Raw genomic sequence first — 13,759 nt, 5'->3', positions numbered from 1 at the left:
AGACGGAGACCGCCGCCGCCGGGCTCATCGACGTCAGCTCGCAGCAGACCAGCCCCGCTGATGACGGGCGGGGTGGGGTTCGCGTCCACGGTCCGGTGGACGCAGGATCCTCTCCGAGGTGTAGAACGCCGACGAATATCCCCAAAGAACTCCAAACCCTCCCGGGACCGGCTGATACTGGCCACGTAGCAGTCATGATCACGGGAGGCGTACATGATCGGGGCGATCCTCTGGGGCATCATCGGCGGCGCGATCGTCGGTTACCTGGGCCGGCTGCTGCTGCCCGGGCGGCAGAACATCTCCGCGCTGATGACGGTGATCGCGGGCATCCTGGCCGCGACGCTGGGCGGCATCATCGCCACCTGGCTCGGCGTCGGCGAGACCCGAGGAATCGACTGGATCAGGCACATCATCCAGCTCGCGCTGGCCATGTTCTTCGTATGGCTGGCCGCGCGGATGTCCGCCAAACGCCATACGCAGGCGATGCAGCCGCACACCCGCTGATCTCCCGAGAGCCGGGCGCACGTCCGCTGTGCGCCCGGGTACGCAGGATTAATCAGTACACACCGGACACAGATGTTTACTGGCCGTGGCCCTTGGCAATCGCAGCGCCATGGTACTGACCGCATCGCGATACCGCACCGCGACCGGTGCGGGCGTCATCGCCGCACTCATCCTCGTGCTGGTGTTCGGCAGCCCCGTCTACGTCGACTGGGCCAACGACAACGCCGACACCAACACCGCCGGTGGCTGGTTCCTCAAGCTGCTGACGTGGCCTGCCTGGAGCTTCGACGCGGACAGCTCGGTGCAGGACGTGCTCGCCGCCGACCTCAAGGCGATCCTGCTCATCATCTTCACGGCGGTGTTCCTGGCCCTGTCGACCAACGCCCAGCTGGGCCGTGCCCGCGGCACGTTCAGCCAGCTGATGGCCGGCTGGTCCGGGTACATCTTCGCGGGTGCGGTGGCGGGTCTGCTGACCGCCTTCATCCGCTCGGACGCCTCCCTGCTGGGGGCCTTCCAGGCGGCCGGTTCCGGCGCCATCTACGGCCTGTTCGTGGGCTGGATCGTCGGCATCGCCACGCTGGGCCACTACCGCGGCTCCACCCCCTGAGCCCTGCGGCCCAGTTGTTTCTGGGGAATCCGCCCCCTCCGCTCCCCCGGAGGCCGCGGGTTCCCCGGAACCGTCCGGGGAAAGATCGCCCGACTTGCCAGGCAGGTGGGCGAATGCAGGCTCAAGATACGCACGGATGCCCGGCAAGTCGGGCGATCTTGCGGCCGGTGCCGGGCACCGGAGGCGTTCGGGCCCTGTCTGGCGTGGTGACCGGCGGGTAACGTGCGGCGGGTGGAGATGACTTACGACACGACCATGCAGGGCGCGCTGGCCGAGCGCATGGGCATCAAGCTGCTGGAGGCGACCCCAGAGCGGCTCGTCGCGACGATGCCGGTGGACGGCAACACCCAGCCCTTCGGCCTGCTGCACGGCGGCGCGTCCTGTGTGCTGGCCGAGACCCTCGGCTCGATCGGCGCGACGCTGCACGGCTCGACCATCGGCCGCCCGTACGCGGTGGGCGTGGACATCAGCGCCACCCACCACCGGGCCGCCCGCTCCGGCCTGGTCACCGGCGTCGCCACTCCCCTGCACCGCGGCGGCAGCATCGTCACCTACGAGATCGTCATCACCGACGAGGACGACCAGCGCATCTGCACCGCCCGCCTCACCTGCCTCCTGCGCAAGTAACCCCACCTCTTGCGAAGGAAGGGCACCTTCCCAACCCGATACGTAGAGGAAGGGCACCTTCTTAACCCTCCGCCGGGCTTGACCTGGCGCGGCGACGCCGGGCCGGGCACCCGGGCGGGTCAGTGCCGGTCAACGGCACGGGAGGTTAAGAAGGTGCCCTTCCTCTACCCATAGCGATAAGAAGGTGCCCTTCCTTTCACCAGGAGGGGCGTTGGAGGAGGCTGACGAACTCGACGAGGAGGCGTTCACGCAGGCGGGGTGGGGCGGCGGCCAGGACGGCGTTGACGACGGCCATGCGGGGGGCCGCGCCGGGTTCGCCGCCGGTGAGGCCGAAGGTGTCGGCCAGGCCGGCGACCATCTCGGCGGTGAGCTGGTCCGGGGGCAGGTGGGCGGCCATCGCGAGCAGTTCCGCGGGCAGCTCGACGGGGCCGTGGGCGCGGGCGGCGACGGCCGACTCGGCCAGGGCCGGGCCGAACTGGGGCACCTGCGGGAGCACGGACGCGGTGACCGTGAGGTGGATGCTGGCCGGGATGCCCTGGTACGGCAGCTGCGGCTGGGTGTGCCAGCCCCGCGCGGCCAGCTCGTCGGCCAGCACGAACAGGTCCAGCCCCGGGTCGTCCGAGGTCAGGCACACGACGGTGAAGTCGGCCGGGGCGAGCAGGCGCAGCCCGTCCACCTCGGACACGGCCTTGGCCAGCCCGGCGACGGCGTCGCGGGTCTGCCGGGCCAGCTCCAGGTATCCCTCGTCGCCGACGTGCCGCAGCGTCGCGAACGCCGCCGCGATCGGCCCACCGGACCGTGTCGACGAGATCACCGGATTGACCATCGTGTACCCGGGCCAGTCGGCGAACGCGAAGTACTGCGGTCGGCGCAGCCCCGCGTCGCGGTGCAGCAGCACCGACACGCCCTTGGGGGTGTACGCGTACTTGTGCAGGTCCACCGACATGCTCGTGACCCCCGGCACGCCGAAGTCGAACGCGGGCACCGCGACCCCGACCCGGCGCAGGAACGGCAGCGCCCAGCCGCCGAAGCACGCGTCGACGTGGCAGCGCACGCCCCGCTCGGCGGCGATCGCGGCGATCTGCTCGACCGGATCGACGACCCCCTGCGCGTACGACGGCGCGGAGCACGCCACCAGCACCGTGTCCACGGTGATCGCGGCGGCGACCGCGGCCGGGTCGGGCGTGAACGTCTCCGGGTCCACCGGCACCAGGTCCAGCTCGACACCCAGATAGTGCGCGGCCTTGGCGAACGCCGCGTGCGCGGTCGACGGGGCGACCAGGCGCGGCGAGGTGATCTCCGGGTGCGCGTCGCGGGCCGTCTTCACGGCCAGGATCAGCGACTCGGTGCCGCCGCTGGTGACCGAGCCGACCACGTCGGGCGCGGCGGTGCCGGGGCCCGCCCCGAGCACCCGGGCCGCGGCGGCGACCAGCGCGTTCTCGGTGGCGAGCAGGGACGGGAAGGCCGTCGGGTCCAGGCCGTTGACGTGGGCGGACAGGGCGTACGCGGACATCGCCAGCTCGTCGAGTCCCGCCTTGGCCGGGTCGTACACGTAGGCGAACAGCCGCCCGCCGTGGGTCGGCAGGTCGGCGGCGCGCATCCCGCGCAGCTCGGCGAGCACCTGGTCGGCGGGCACGCCCTGGGGCGGAAGTGCGTCGATCATCGGGTCACACTATCTTCAGCGGCTCTGCCCGTCTCCACCTGCACCGATGCGAGCCGCTCCGGGGTCAGGTCGTAGCGGCGCAGCAGCAGCGTCACCGGGCCGACCAGCAGCGCGGGCACCACGCTGAAGCCGAGCAGCACGCCGAGCCGGGCGCCGTCGGACTGTGCCGCCGCACCGCTCGCCGAGGAGACGTAGCCGGACAGTTGCAGCACCAGCGCGTAGAGGCCGGGTCCGAGCGCCAGGCCGAAGGTCTCGCCCGCCGTCCACAGGCCGGTGAACACGCCCGCCTGGCGGCGGCCGGTGCGGACGGCGTCGTACGCCACGCAGTCGGGCAGCATCGCCATCGCGAAGACCTGCTGGCCCGCGTAGCCGACGCCGATCAGACCGGTGATCACGTACGCGACCACCGGCGGCACGGAGCCCGCGACGATGAGCGCGAGCGCGCCGCCGGACAGCAGCACCGAGGCCAGCACCAGCGCCTTGGTCTTGCCGACCCGCGCGCCGACCCGGCTCCACAGCGGCATGACCAGCAGCGCGGGGCCGACGAAGCAGGCGAACAGCAGCGTCGGGCCGTCCTCGGGACGCTGGAGCACGTGGTCGGCGACGTACTTGACCCCGGCCAGCATCGTCGCGACGCCGATCGACTGCACCACGAACACGGTCAGCAGCACGGTGAACGGCCTGTTCCGGCGTACGACGGCGAGCTGCGCGCGCAGCGTCGGCTCGCTTTCGGTGACCCGGCCGACCGGCGCGCGCCGGGTGCCCAGGAACGCGCCCAGCGCCCCGACCACGATCAGCGCGGCGACGAACACGCCCATCCAGCGGTGTCCGGGCACGCCCCCGCCCCCGGCCTGCACCACGATCGGGGCGACCGCGCCGGAGACCAGGATCGCCACCGCGAGCACGGCGACCCGCCAGGTCATCAGCCGGGTGCGCTCGCTGTAGTCGTCGGTCATCTCGGCGGGCATCGCCACGTAGGGCACCTGGAAGAAGGCGTACGCGGTGGCGGTGGCCAGGAACGCGACCGCGACGTATACCGCCGCCCCCGAACCCGCCCCGAACGGCCCCGCGAACATCGCGGCGAACAGCACCGCCACGGCGAGGCCGCCGAACAGCAGGTAAGGCCGGCGTGCGCCCCAGCGCGAGACGGTGCGGTCGGAGATCCGGCCCGCGACCGGGTTGATCAGCACGTCCCACGCCTTCGGCACGAGCACCAGCAGGCCGGCCAGGCCCGCGGCGACGCCGAGGTTGTCGGTGAGGTACGGCAGCAGGAGCAGGCCGGGCACGGTGCCGAAGGCGCCGGTGGCCAGCGAGCCCAGCGCGTATCCGGCGCGTACGCCGCCGGTCAGCGGCTGGTCCCGGTCAGGGGCGGTGACCTCGGAGGATGTGGGGGGCGACACGGTCATGGCTGCGGATGCTACGCGCCGTGTGGCGTAGCGCACAGAGGGAGGTGAGGGAATTTCACACTGTTCTTGATGCTTCAACAATCAAGTAGCAACGGGCGCGTTACCTGGACGGGCACGTTCCGACGACGAGACTGGTGAGCCATGACCGAGCAGCCGGCAGTACGCACGAGGGTGACCGTTCCGCTGCGTTTCCCCGACGGGTACGCCACCACCGCCGAGGTCTTCACCTTCACCGGCCTGTCCGACGGCCTGGAGCACCTCGCGCTCGGCCTCGGCGACTTCGCGCAGGCCGGCACGCCCCTGGTGCGGGCCCACTCGGAGTGCATGACCGGCGACGTCTTCGGCTCCGCCCGCTGCGACTGCGGCCCGCAGCTGCGCGAGGCCGTGCAGCGCATCTCCGAGCGGGGCGGCTACCTGCTCTACCTGCGCCAGGAGGGCCGGGGCATCGGCCTGTACGCCAAGCTCGACGCGTACGCCCTGCAGGACGCGGGCCTGGACACGTACGCCGCGAACCGGGCGCTCGGCTTCGGCGACGACGAGCGGGACTACACCGCCGCCGCGCAGATGCTCGCCGCCCTCGGCGTGCCCAGTATCGACCTGCTCACCAACAACCCCGACAAGCCCAGCCAGCTGCGCGACCACGGGGTCGAGGTGGCGCACGTGGTCCCCACCGCCGTGCACGCCAAGCCGGACAACCTCCGCTACCTGCGCGCCAAGGTGACGCATACCGGCCACACCATCGCCCTCCCGGCCGCAGCCTGACCGTCGGCCCTGCTCAGCCCCCATCGACCGTTAAGAAGGGCACCTTCTACATCGCATAGCGATGTGAAGGTGCCCTTCCTTTCGCTCACTCGGCGCGGAGGTTGTCGAGGTCGAAGGAGCCGGGGCTGATCCAGAGGTAGACGGCGTGGACTTCGGTGAGGGAGGCGGGGTCGCAGGACAGGCCCGTGTTGAGGTCCACCTCCACGGTGGTCAGGGCGGTGTCCTGGTTGACCCAGTTGAAGGGGCCCTGGCACCAGGTCCAGGAGGGGCCGGTCTGCAGGACGATGCTGGTCGAGGTGCCAACGGAGCCGGTGCGCAGGTCGTATTTGACGTACGACTTGCCGGACAGGTCCACGGGGGCGGGGAAGCTGACGCCGAACCAGCCGCCGTCGGCGGCGTCGGCGTGCAGGCCGGCCGTGCCGGCGGTGGCGAACGACGTCTGGCCGCTGAGGGTGCCCGCGTTGGCCTGCCAGCTGCCGGGTGCCCAGCCCTCGACGCCGGTCTCCCAGGAGGCCAGCGGGATGGCGGCGGTCGGGTCGGGCAGCACGGTCACCGTCGCGGTGGCCACGTTGGACAGCCGGGCCGCCGTGTCGCGGATCGTATAGTCCACCGCCGCCTTGCCGGCGAAGCCCTCGTTCGGGGTGAACGTGAGCTGCCCGGACGCGGCCAGCGTGAACGTGCCGCCGGGCACGGTCGCGCCGGTCTGCCGCCCGTCGGCCACCGGGTCCAGGTCGATCTTGTCGACCCGCACGTGCGTCTGGTACGCGATGTCGTTGGCCGCCGGGCTCAGGGTGGCTTTCGTGCCGAATGGCACCACCGCGCTGTCGTGGTCGGCGACCGGCGGGAACGTGCGCCGGCCGCTGCTGATGATCGTCCCGGCGTTGGTGATGGTCTGGCATACGGTGCCGGGGCAGGCCACGGTGAACCCGTCGTAGTCGGGGTACATCGTGCCGTCGTCCTGAATGCCGTTGATCATCCAGTAGAGGAAGCCGTCGCCCCCGTCACTCGCGGCGGCTTCGGTCCACTGCTGGTAGACCGGGTTGCGGGTCGCCTTGTCGCGCCAGCCGAACTCGCCCAGCATCGACGGCTTGACGACCCGCTTGGCGTCGCGGTTGTGCCGCTTGATCCAGTCGGCGCCCCACTGCGCGGTCTTGTTCCCCCAGCCGTCCGGGTAGAGGTGGAACGAGACCACGTCCACCGCGGGCAGCTTGCCGAGCGCGACCGAGTCGACGCCCTCGCCGCAGTTGGTCGTCCAGTCCGACGACGCCGGGTCGTCGCAGTAGAAGCCCTCGTCGCCGACGCCGACCAGGTGCCTGCCGTCGACGCTCTTGACGTGGCGGGTCATCTCGTCGGCCCAGGCGGTCAGCGTGGCGGGGCCGCACGACGCCGACGGCGGGTACAGGCCCGAGCCCTTGCAGCGCGGCTCGTTGCCCAGCTCCCACATCATCACCGCCGGGTCGTCCTTGTACGCCAGGCCGGTCAGCGGGTTCACCCGGTTCAGCAGGTGACTGATCCAGTCCTTGTACCAGCCCTTGATGACCGGGTCGGTGTAGAAGTCGTCGTGGTTGTCCGCGCCGGCCCAGCGCACGTACTGGTCGATGCCGCCGAAGTCGGACCAGTTGTTGGTGAACGGGATGACCAGCTTGATCCCGGTCTGCCCGGCCTTCCACAGCACGTAGTCCAGCCGCTGCAGGCCGTCCGGCCCGTCGTGGTACGCGGGCCGCGTGCCGTCCCAGTACTGCAGGTAGACGCCGTTCTTCTTGCCCGACACGGAACCGGAGTCGTCCTGGTTGCCGATGTCGAGCCAGCCCCAGCTGCGTAGCACGGTCAGGCCCGCCCCCTTGGCGCGGGCGAACACGTCGTCGACCATCACCGGCGACTGGTAGATCAGGTAGTAGTTGTTCGTCCCGGCGAACCGGAACGGCTTGCCGTTCAGTTTCAGGTCACTGCCGTGGCGGGTCACGAACCCCGCGTCGTGGTGGCCACCGGCCGCGGCGGCGGTGCCGCTGCCGGTGCCGAGCAGCAGGATCAGCGCCCCGGCGGCGACCGCCAGGATCCGTCTGTTCATGTGCGTGCTCCTTTCGCCGCCGGTCCGACGCCCGCCCGAACACCGCCGGTGGCGCAGGACGACGGCATCGGGCAGGAGCGGCGACCGGTCGGCATCCGTGGAAGGGATGGGCCTTGCCGGAAACCCAGGGGTCTCGGCGGTCCGCGTCGCCCGGGAGCGGCCACGGACCGTCGAGGTCCCGCTGGTGGTGCTAAGCGGTGATGTCGTTGACGCAGCGGAGCACTGGCTGGGCGGCCAGTGCGGTGGCGTCGAGGCGGGCGGTGGTGTGCACGGTGAACGTGACCGACTCGCCGGGCAGCAGCGTGACCAGGGCCTGGTCGACGGTGGCAGCCGGGTCGAGGCGGTCGGGGAACAGGGACAGGTCGCGCAGGATGGTCGCGGCGGTGACGGTGACGGCGTAGCCGTCGGCGGTCGGTGCGACGGCCGTCTCGTACCGCGCGGCCGGGTAGTCGATCTCGCGGTCCTCGGCGTAAAACCACCAGGCCTGCTGCTCACCGACGACGGCCCGGAGCAGTTCGGACCGGGGTTCCTCAGGCAGCGCGACGCCGTCCGGGATCGGCGTCACCGTCACCGAGCGCGGCGCGACGTCGAACGCCACCGTGGTCGCGTTCAGCGCCTTGCCGCCGAGATCGTGGCTGGTCACGTCCGCCGAGGCAGACCACGGCCGGTCGGTGTCGTTGGAGGCGACCAGGACCAGGCCGCCGTCGCGCGGCTGGATCGTCAGAAGCCGGTCGGCGTACGCCTCCCGCAGCGCGTGCCACAGGGGTTTGCGCCGGCCGTCGCCGTCGATCGCCGCCCAGGACGTCACCGGCCAGCAGTCGTTGAGCTGCCAGACGATCGCGCCCATGCAGACGGGCTGATGAGACCGGAAGTGCTCGACGGCCAGCCGGATCGCGCGGGCCTGGTTGACCTGCGTGAGGTAGTGCCAGTCGTCGAAGCCCTGCGGGTCGGGCAGGTGCGCGTCCAGCCCGCGCCGCAGCTTGAGATCGCCGTCGGCGGCCTTCTGGTGGTGGCGCATGCCGGGCGAGTCACTGGCCAGCGGCTCGTCGTGCAGCGCCCGGCGCAGCGTCGCGTACGCCGGCGGGGCCTGGAACCCGAACTCGGCGCAGAACCGGGGCACGTAGTCCCGGTAGTGCGTGTAGTCGATCTGGTTCCACACGTCCCAGATGTGCATGGTGCCGTGCGCCGGGTCGTTCGGATGAATGTCCGGCGTGCCCGACCAGGGGCTGCCCGGCCAGTACGGGCGGGTCGGGTCCAGCTCGGCCACGATCGCGGGCAGCAGCTCGTGGTAGAAGCCCGCACCCCAGCTGCGCCCGGCGAGCTTCTCCGGCCAGCCCCAGTCGGCGAAGCCCCAGATGTTCTCGTTGTTGCCGGTCCAGGTGACCAGGCTCGGGTGCGAGGCCAGCCGCACCACGTGCTCACGCGCCTCGGCGGCCACCTCGGCCGCGAACGGCTCCTCCTCCGGGTACGCCGCGCACGCGAACAGGAAGTCCTGCCCGACCATCAGCCCCAGCTCGTCGGCCAGCTCGTAGAAGTCCTCCGACTCGTACCGGCCGCCGCCCCATACCCGCAGGTAGTTGATGTTCGCGTCGCACGCCTGGCGGAAGCGCTCGGCCAGCCGCTCCCGGGTGATCCGGGTGACGAAAGCGTCGTCGGGGATCCAGTTGACCCCCTTCACGAACACCGGCACATCGTTGACCACCACCGTGTACGGCGTGCCGTGCTCGTCCGGCGTCGTGTCCACCCGTACCATGCGGAAGCCCACCCGCCGCTCCCAGCGGTCCAGCTCGCGCCCGCCCTCGGTGGCCAGCACCACGCGCAGCGGGTAGAGCGGCTGCTCCCCGTAGCCGCGCGGCCACCAGCGCCGCACGTCGGGCACGGACAGCCGCAGGGTCGTGCCGATGCTGCCGGCGCCGATGGAGGCGACCCCGACGACACCGCCGACCTCGACGGTGACGGTGAGCGATTCGGTGGACGCCCGCTCCACGTCGACGTGCACGTCCACCACACCGGTCGTGCCGTCCACGGTGACCTGCGGGCGCACCTGCGCCAGCCGCGCCGTCGACCAGCTGTGCAGGCCGATCGGCTGCCAGATGCCGGCGGTGACCACCGTCGGGCCCCAGTCCCAGCCGAAGTTGCAGGCCATCTTGCGGATCAGATTGTACGGCTCGTCGTAGGCCCCCGGCCGCGAGCCGACCTGCCGCGCCATCGCCGCCGTGTAGTCGTACGCGGAGTCGAAGGTGATCCGCAGGTCGTTGCGGCCGGGGGTGAGCGCCGAGCGCAGGTCGAAGCGGTAGCCGCGGTGCATGTTCGCGGTGCGCCCGACCTCGGTGCCGTTGAGCGAGATGACGGCGACGGTGTCCAGCCCCGCGCAGACCAGGTCGATCCGGTCGTCCTCCGGGCCGGACCAGCCGAAACTGGTCTCGTACGTCCAGCGGGTGCGCCCGATCCAGCCCAGCTCGTTCTCGTTGGAGTCCAGATAGGGATCGGGAATGAGACCGGCTGCCAGCAGGTCGGTGTGCACGCACCCGGGCACGGCCGCCGGCACCCGGTCGACCGGCACCGGCGTGTTGCGCGCCGACACCGACCAGCCGTGGTGGAGCTGGACCATGCTTCGGGACCGAGACGCCATCATCACGATTTGACCGCACCCTCCATGATGCCGCGGACGATCTGCCTGCCCCCGACGAACAACAGAATGATCAGTGGCACGGTGGCCACGAACGCACCGGCGAGCACTCGCCGGTACAGCACATAATTACCGCTGGCCAGGTCGAACAGCGCGACCATCGAGGTCGGGTAGTCCGTGCCGCCCAGCGTGATGAGCGGCCACTGGAAGTCGTTCCAGCTGCCGACGAAGGTGAGCAGGCCCAGCACGGCCAGCGCGGGCCGGATCGCGGGCAGCACGATGCTCCAGTAGATGCGCATGGTGGTCGCGCCGTCGACGCGGCCCGACTCGATCAGCTCGTCGGGCACCGCGCCGAGGATGAACTGCCGCATGTAGAACACGCCGAACGCGCTGACCAGGCCGGGCACGATGACCGCGAGCAGGCTGCCGTTCCAGCCGCCCTCGCCGGGCAGGTAGCCCATCAGGATGTAGAGGGCGACGATGCCGAGCTGGTTGGGCACGGTGAGGGTGAGCACGACCATCACCATCAGGATCCGGCTGCCCCGGAAGCGCAGCTTGGCGAAGGCGAAGCCGGCCACCGAGCAGAAGAACAGCACCGACACGGTGACCACGGTGGACACGATGAGGCTGTTGACCAGTGACTCGGCGAAGTACACGTCCTGCAGCGAGAAGACCTCGGTCAGGTTCTTCATGAACTCGCCGCCCGGCAGGAACTTCGGCGGGATCTCGGCCAGCGCCGCGTCGGTGCTCGTCGCGATGACGAACATCCAGTAGATCGGGTAGATGGACAGCAGGAACGTCAGCCCGAGCAGCAGGTAGGTCCACTTGCCGGCCGGGGTGTCCTGGGGCGCGCGGCCCAGCAGCGCGGGCTTCATCCTGCGGCGCGGTGCCTGGTCGGGCGGCGTCTCGGCCGGGGTCGCCGGGCGGGTGTCGGTGGTGGTGCTCATCGCTTTCCTCCTCCGAGCCGGTTGGTGACCAGGGTGTTGACGACCGCGACGATGACGATGATCAGGAACAGGGCCCAGGACATCGCCGCCGCGTAGCCCAGGTTGAGGTTCTTCCAGCCGACCTTGTAGATGAGCTGGGCGATGGTCTGCCACTCGCCGTTGGAGCCGCCGCTGGCCGAGGCCGGGTTGGCGTCGAGCAGCATCGGCTCGGTGAACAGCTGCAGGCCGCCGATGGTGGACAGCACGACCGTGAAGATCACCACGGGCAGGATCATCGGTACGGTGATCCGCCACAGCTGCTTCCACGAGGTCGCACCGTCGAGGGCGGACGCCTCGTAGATGTCGCGCGGGATGGTCTGCATCGCCGACAGGTAGAGCAGCGCGTTGTAGCCGATCCATTTCCAGTTGACCATCGTGGCGATGGCGACCCAGGACTGCAGCTTGCCCGCGCGCCAGTCGATCGGGTCGTCCAGGCCGAAGACGGACAGCACCCAGTTGGCCACGCCGTAGTCGCGCCCGAACACCACCAAAAAGACCAGCGTCGAAGCGGTCAGCGGGGTGATGTACGGCAGCAGCATGCTGACCCGGAACCAGGTCTGCCCGCGCAGCCTTCGGTTGAGCAGGAACGCCACGCACAGGGCGAGGAGCAGCTGCGGCACCGTGGACAGCACGAAGATGCCGAAGGTGTTGTAGAGCGCGTTCCAGAAGTCCTCGTCGGTCAGCAGCTTCTCGAAGTTGGCCAGCCCCGCCCAGCCGTCCTGGGCCGGGTCGTCCAGCCGCCAGGTGCGCAGGGCCACCACGCCGTTGAAGATCAGCGGGAACAGCCCGAAGATCGCGAAGAGGATGAAGAACGGTGCGATCAGGACGTAAGGCATCTGCTTCACGTCGAATCGGTGCAGCCGGTGCGATAGCCCGCGCACGATTACCTCCGTTTACCGAGGACGGTCGATATGATGCGGAACGTGGCGAGCGCCATGGCGGGCCAGGCTCCGTCGCGGCGGGCGAAGGGGTGGACGCCGTAGGGAGACGCCCACCCCTTCTGATCCCCACTGCAGCGAGTCAGGTCAGGCCTTCGAGGCCTTCTCGGCTTCCTTGACCGCCTGTGCCCAGGCGTCCGCGGCCTTGGTGGTGCCGGCCTGGACGGAGTTGATGACGTTCTCGACCGCGACCCGGGTCGGGCCGTTCTTCTTGCCCAGGTACTGCGGGGTCAGGCCCTCGGCGGTCTTGCTGAAGATCGCGCCGACCGGGGCGTCGCTGAAGAACGGGTTCTTGAAGTCGGCGATCGCCGGGTCCTTGTAGAGGGCCGGCTGCGAGGGCAGGTTGCCGACCTTCTTGAAGATCTCGATCTGCTGCTCCGGCTGGATCAGCCACTCCAGCAGCTTGTACGCCTCGTCGACGTTCTTGCCCTGCTTGGGCACGGTCAGGAACGAGCCGCCCCAGTTGCCGCCGCCACCGGGGATGGCCGCGACGTCCCACTTGCCGGCGGTGTCCGGCGCGGTGTTCTTGATGTGGCCCTGCATCCACGCCGGGCAGGCCAGCACGGCGAAGTCGCCCTTGACGAAGGCCGCGTTCCACTCCGGCGACCAGGCCGGCAGGTTGGCCGACAGGCCCGCGTCGATGGCCTTGAGGGTGAGGTCGAACGCGGCCTTCGGGCCGCCGTCCATCTTCAGCGTCTCGGACTCGTCGTAGAAGCCCACCGGCTGCTGGCCCAGGATCGGGTTGAACAGGTTGGTGGCGTTGTCGACGAACTTCTTCTTCGACTTGGCGGTGTAGTTCTGGCCGGTCTTGATGAACTCGTCCCAGGTCGGCCACAGGGCCGACACCTTGTCCCGCTCGGTCGGCAGGCCCGCGGCCTTGAACAGGTCGGTGCGGTAGCACATGGCCAGGCCGCCGACGTCGGTGCCGAGGCCGATCTGCGTCTTGCCGTCGGCCGACAGGGACTGCTTCCACTTCCAGCCCAGGTACTTGTCCTGGTACTTGCTCGCGCCCTTGTCGAGCAGGTTCACGAACTTGTCGGCCTGGCTGCGGAAGCTGACGATGAAGCCCTCGTCGATCGCCGCGATGTCGGGGGCGCCGGAGCCGGCGATCAGCTTCTTCTGCAGGTCCTCGTGCTGGGCGTTGTACTCGCCCGAGTTGAGGACGATCTTGACGTTCGGGTTGGCCGCCTCGTACTTGGCCTTGAGCTCGTCGAGCCCGAAGTCGCCCCAGAAAGCGATCTTCAGCTCGACCGGGCCGCCGGGCTTCGCCGGCTCGTCACTGCCGCCCCCCTTGCAACCGGCGAGCGTGAGCGCGCCGACCGCGACGAGCGCGGTGGCCACCACCCAGCCGGACCTGTGCAGTCGCATGTACGTCCTCCGAAACAACTTGGAGCGCTTCCAGGAATAGCGAAGCGTCTACTGAACCGGATAAGTGCACACACGGTATGGGCGCGCTCCCAACGTGTCAATAGGACGTCATCCTCGTGACGATCCTGTGACGTGGACCATGAAAACCGCTTAAGTAATCTTGACTCACATCGATGGCTAGACTGATCGGAGAGGAAAACC

Annotated in this window: 11 protein-coding genes; 4 read left to right on the top strand and 7 right to left on the bottom strand. The window is 70.0% G+C overall.

What is annotated here, in order from left to right:
* Positions 1-213: 213 nt before the first annotated feature.
* From AB0B66_RS04560 to AB0B66_RS04550, 3 genes are all read left to right on the top strand, one after another.
* Positions 214-504, top strand: a complete 291-nt coding sequence (locus AB0B66_RS04560; protein ID WP_360522779.1) for a GlsB/YeaQ/YmgE family stress response membrane protein — start codon at positions 214-216, stop codon at positions 502-504.
* A 109-nt stretch (positions 505-613) separates the two neighbouring features.
* Positions 614-1,111 (top strand): hypothetical protein, encoded by a 498-nt coding sequence (locus tag AB0B66_RS04555; RefSeq protein ID WP_360522776.1) that lies wholly within the window; start codon positions 614-616, stop codon positions 1,109-1,111.
* 237 nt (positions 1,112-1,348) lie between these two features.
* The gene (locus tag AB0B66_RS04550) at positions 1,349-1,738 is read left to right on the top strand and encodes a hotdog fold thioesterase (protein WP_360522970.1); all 390 of its coding nucleotides are present in this window, start codon (positions 1,349-1,351) and stop codon (positions 1,736-1,738) included.
* Positions 1,739-1,934: 196 nt separating this feature from the next.
* Here AB0B66_RS04550 and AB0B66_RS04545 read toward each other — a convergent pair whose 3' ends face one another.
* The gene (locus tag AB0B66_RS04545) at positions 1,935-3,401 is read right to left on the bottom strand and encodes an aminotransferase class V-fold PLP-dependent enzyme (RefSeq protein WP_360522773.1); all 1,467 of its coding nucleotides are present in this window, start codon (positions 3,399-3,401) and stop codon (positions 1,935-1,937) included.
* Positions 3,398-4,807, bottom strand: a complete 1,410-nt coding sequence (locus tag AB0B66_RS04540) for an MFS transporter (RefSeq protein ID WP_360522770.1) — start codon at positions 4,805-4,807, stop codon at positions 3,398-3,400. Before AB0B66_RS04540 ends, AB0B66_RS04545 begins: the two co-directional genes overlap by 4 nt.
* 141 nt (positions 4,808-4,948) lie before the next feature.
* Between AB0B66_RS04540 and ribA the strand changes: the two genes are divergently transcribed.
* A complete protein-coding gene (gene ribA, locus AB0B66_RS04535) occupies positions 4,949-5,569 on the top strand; it encodes a GTP cyclohydrolase II (protein ID WP_360522767.1) in 621 nt (206 codons plus the stop codon).
* A gap of 85 nt (positions 5,570-5,654) precedes the next feature.
* On the opposite strand, the gene AB0B66_RS04530 is transcribed toward ribA, so the two are convergent.
* From AB0B66_RS04530 to AB0B66_RS04510, 5 genes are all read right to left on the bottom strand, one after another.
* Entirely contained in the window at positions 5,655-7,637 is a 1,983-nt protein-coding gene (locus tag AB0B66_RS04530; RefSeq protein ID WP_360522764.1) for a cellulase family glycosylhydrolase, read from the bottom strand.
* A 190-nt stretch (positions 7,638-7,827) separates the two neighbouring features.
* Positions 7,828-10,248, bottom strand: coding sequence for a glycoside hydrolase family 2 protein (locus tag AB0B66_RS04525; RefSeq protein ID WP_360522761.1), 2,421 nt, complete (start codon positions 10,246-10,248; stop codon positions 7,828-7,830).
* A gap of 23 nt (positions 10,249-10,271) precedes the next feature.
* A complete protein-coding gene (locus AB0B66_RS04520; protein ID WP_360522967.1) occupies positions 10,272-11,141 on the bottom strand; it encodes a carbohydrate ABC transporter permease in 870 nt (289 codons plus the stop codon).
* Between the two features lie 68 nt (positions 11,142-11,209).
* Entirely contained in the window at positions 11,210-12,088 is an 879-nt protein-coding gene (locus AB0B66_RS04515) for a sugar ABC transporter permease (RefSeq protein WP_360522964.1), read from the bottom strand.
* Between the two features lie 189 nt (positions 12,089-12,277).
* A complete protein-coding gene (locus AB0B66_RS04510) occupies positions 12,278-13,558 on the bottom strand; it encodes an extracellular solute-binding protein (RefSeq protein ID WP_360522758.1) in 1,281 nt (426 codons plus the stop codon).
* Between the last annotated feature and the right edge of the window lie 201 nt (positions 13,559-13,759).

The sequence above is a fragment of the Catellatospora sp. NPDC049111 genome (assembly GCF_040648615.1).
Classification (GTDB): Bacteria; Actinomycetota; Actinomycetes; order Mycobacteriales; family Micromonosporaceae; genus Catellatospora; species Catellatospora aurea.
The sequence above is the reverse complement of the archived record's forward strand: the minus strand, read 5'-3'. Positions and strand labels throughout refer to the sequence as shown.

What these genes read in the sequence shown, in the direction of transcription:
- AB0B66_RS04530 (WP_360522764.1), bottom strand. Translation starts at nt 7,637, where the DNA reads ATGAACAGACGGATCCTGGCGGTCGCCGCCGGGGCGCTGATCCTGCTG.
- AB0B66_RS04560 (WP_360522779.1), top strand. Translation starts at nt 214, where the DNA reads ATGATCGGGGCGATCCTCTGGGGCATCATCGGCGGCGCGATCGTCGGT.
- AB0B66_RS04515 (WP_360522964.1), bottom strand. Translation starts at nt 12,088, where the DNA reads ATGCCTTACGTCCTGATCGCACCGTTCTTCATCCTCTTCGCGATCTTC.
- AB0B66_RS04555 (WP_360522776.1), top strand. Translation starts at nt 614, where the DNA reads ATGGTACTGACCGCATCGCGATACCGCACCGCGACCGGTGCGGGCGTC.
- AB0B66_RS04545 (WP_360522773.1), bottom strand. Translation starts at nt 3,401, where the DNA reads ATGATCGACGCACTTCCGCCCCAGGGCGTGCCCGCCGACCAGGTGCTC.
- ribA (WP_360522767.1), top strand. Translation starts at nt 4,949, where the DNA reads ATGACCGAGCAGCCGGCAGTACGCACGAGGGTGACCGTTCCGCTGCGT.
- AB0B66_RS04550 (WP_360522970.1), top strand. Translation starts at nt 1,349, where the DNA reads ATGACTTACGACACGACCATGCAGGGCGCGCTGGCCGAGCGCATGGGC.
- AB0B66_RS04540 (WP_360522770.1), bottom strand. Translation starts at nt 4,807, where the DNA reads ATGACCGTGTCGCCCCCCACATCCTCCGAGGTCACCGCCCCTGACCGG.
- AB0B66_RS04510 (WP_360522758.1), bottom strand. Translation starts at nt 13,558, where the DNA reads ATGCGACTGCACAGGTCCGGCTGGGTGGTGGCCACCGCGCTCGTCGCG.
- AB0B66_RS04520 (WP_360522967.1), bottom strand. Translation starts at nt 11,141, where the DNA reads ATGAAGCCCGCGCTGCTGGGCCGCGCGCCCCAGGACACCCCGGCCGGC.
- AB0B66_RS04525 (WP_360522761.1), bottom strand. Translation starts at nt 10,248, where the DNA reads ATGGTCCAGCTCCACCACGGCTGGTCGGTGTCGGCGCGCAACACGCCG.